The organism is Exiguobacterium sp. UBA6282, assembly GCF_002440475.1.
In the GTDB taxonomy this organism is placed as follows: domain Bacteria; phylum Bacillota; class Bacilli; order Exiguobacteriales; family Exiguobacteriaceae; genus Exiguobacterium_A.
The window spans coordinates 58,444-61,349 of record NZ_DJUM01000026.1; the positions used below are offsets into that span (position 1 = coordinate 58,444).

The 2,906-nt window shown below is 44.5% G+C and carries 2 protein-coding genes; both read left to right on the forward strand.

Annotated features, from left to right (window positions below; genetic code table 11):
- On the forward strand, positions 1-1,587 hold a 1,587-nt coding region (locus B2751_RS08415), incomplete at its 5' end, for a DNA gyrase C-terminal beta-propeller domain-containing protein (protein ID WP_290774237.1).
- A gap of 88 nt (positions 1,588-1,675) precedes the next feature.
- Positions 1,676-2,719 (forward strand): HD-GYP domain-containing protein, encoded by a 1,044-nt coding sequence (locus B2751_RS08420; RefSeq protein WP_035411716.1) that lies wholly within the window; start codon positions 1,676-1,678, stop codon positions 2,717-2,719.
- Positions 2,720-2,906: the final 187 nt, after the last annotated feature.

Sequence of the window (2,906 nt, forward strand, 5' to 3'; positions counted from 1 at the left end):
AAAACATTGACGCTTAAAGAAATGCTCTATCATTACCTCGAGCATCAAAAAGAAATCGTTCGTCGTCGGACACAGTTCGATCTCGAAAAAGCAGAAGCACGTGAACACTTGCTCGCTGGTCTACGGATTGCGCTTGATCATTTGGATGAAGTCATTCAAATCATTCGCGGGAACCGGACAGCAGACGCAGCACGTGAACAGTTGATGGAGCGTTTTGCGTTATCTGAGAAACAATCACAAGCGATTCTCGATATGCGCTTACAACGCCTGACAGGTCTTGAGCGGGAAAAAATTGAAGCAGAATATGACGAAATCATGCAATTGATCGCAGAACTTAACCGCATCCTTGCGAGTGAAGAAGTCTTGCTTGATTTGATCCGGACAGAACTCGAGGAATTGAAGGAACGTTTCAACGACGAGCGTCGGACGGAAATCCGGATGGATCATATCGAATTCGAAGATGAAGACTTGATTCCGGAACAAGATATCATCATCACGTTGACAAGCAGTGGTTATATCAAACGGATGACGACGGATTCGTACCGGACACAGCGCCGCGGTGGACGTGGCGTTCAAGGAATCGGAACGAACGACGAGGATTACGTTACGCGTCTCTTATCTTGTTCGACGCATGATACGATTCTATTCTTTACGAACCGCGGGAAAGTCTACCGGATTCGTGGATATGAAGTACCGGAGATGAGCCGGACATCAAAAGGTGTGCCGATCATCAACCTCATCCAAATTGAACGCGATGAAAAGGTCGAGACGATGATTCCAGTCAACTTCAAACGTTATCTTGAGGAGCAACAAGCAACTGAAGCACCTGTCGAGGTGGTTGAAGGAGAGATTGAAGAGACGGAAGAAGCGCTCGAAACGGAAGAAGTCGTTCAAGATGAGCAAAAATCATTGATCTTCATGACACGCAAAGGGCGTGTCAAACGTTCACCGTTGTCCGCATATGCCCGGATCAACAAAAATGGTTTGATTGCGATTCGGTTGTTTGAAGACGATGAATTGACATCTGTTCGTCTTGCATCGACGGATGATGAAGTCTTTGCTGTTTCAACAAGCGGGAAAGCGATTCGTTTCCCAATCACGAATGTCCGCTCGATGGGACGTGGTGCTCGTGGTGTCAAAGCGATGACGTTACGCCCAGACGATTTCGTCGTCGGGATGGAACTTGCACGTGATGCACAAGATGTTCTGGTTATTACGGAAAAAGGATTCGGTAAACGAACACCGATGACCGAGTTCCGTAGTCAATCGCGTGGTGGGAAAGGATTGATCGCGAGTAAGGTAACAGATCGCGTCGGTCAAATCGTTGCCATGCGAATCGTTGATGTCGATGATGACATCATGATCATGACAGAGAGCGGTATCGTTATTCGGACAGACTCGCAATACATTTCACGTGTCGGCCGCAACACCCAAGGGGTGAAGGTCATTCGAATTGAAGAAGGTGACCGTGTTGCAACGGTTGCGAAACTGAAAAGAGAAGAAACCGATGAAACGGAAGAAGATACGGATCTTGTATCAGAAGAGAATGTAGTCGAATCGGATGCTTCAGAAGAAGTGGAAGAGTAAGCAAGACGTTAGTAAGGAAGCAGCAGAGTGATACCACTCTGCTGCTTTTATCTACATATATAGAAAGAAGAGAAAGGAACGAAGCGATATGCGAGTGGCAAGTGACCAATTACGCATCGGGGATCGTTTAACCGAATCGATCTACTTACATACAGATCATCCGATCGTAGAAGCAGGGAAAAAAATTGGAACCGACGAGTTACGACGAATCCAACGGTTTTTGATTAAAGAAGTCACCATCGAGGATCGTCCTGATCTTGTCGAAGGTGAAAAGATACAGATTGAAACAGTGGCTGCGCAGATAGAACATCCTTTTGAAGAGTTCATTCGCTCCTATAATAAAGTCTTCATGTCATGGGAACAGGGGATGAAGCCAAATGTGTATGAAGCTTTGAGTTGGGTCAAACAGTCCGTCCCGGAACAAATTACGAGACAAGATGTTCTGCCATTCTTCCTTGAACGGGGAACGGAAGCTTACACTGTGCGACATGCCATTTATCGAGGAGCAGTTGCCCAGATGCTTGCTGAAGCAGTCAGAAAAGAACGGAAAATGATCCATGAGCTGTGGACGGCATCTTATTTTGCGGATTACGGACTAGCGCGGATCATGGAATGGCGTCACACGAAACGTTATGAAGCGATGCAACAGGAAATTTTTCAACGTCACCCGGCAATGGCATATCAAGTCTTGCAAAAGGAGACGATTATCTCCGACACGGTAAATCGTTTGATTGTTCAACATCATGAACGTTTAGATGGATCTGGTTATCCTCTAAAGGTAAAAGGTGATAAGATTGCAGATCATGCTCGATTGTTCATTGTAGCAGATGTTTTTGCTGCAATGACAAGTTGGCGCCCATACCGGGAAGCGTATACGCCGTTTGACGCATATCGTCATTTAAAAGCGCGACCGATGCAATATTGTTCAAAATATGTATTATTGCTTGGACAGTTACTTCTACCGATTGAAGTCGGTGATCGCGTATTGATGAGTAATGGGAAGATTGCAACAATCGCTCAAAAGAATCCAGTCTTTGATCGCCCCGTCATTTCTTATGAAGACCAGGGAAGAAGGATCATCGTTGATTTAATGGAAGAACGACAGCATAGCATCATTCAATTGATGGATTGATAAGGAATAAGTAGCCTCTTGAGCCTAATTCGTAAGGTTCAAGAGGTTTGTTCATGATTTTAAAAATAATTTTAAAATAAGTGTTGCGCAATAATAAAACGCATGATATATTATTACATGTCCTTAACAAAGACAAACGCTTGAAACAAACGAAAAAACAATTTCAAAAAGTTGTTGACTTCTTGTT

Coding starts and splice junctions, on each gene's coding strand:
- B2751_RS08420 (WP_035411716.1), top strand. CDS start 1,676: ATGCGAGTGGCAAGTGACCAATTACGCATCGGGGATCGTTTAACCGAA.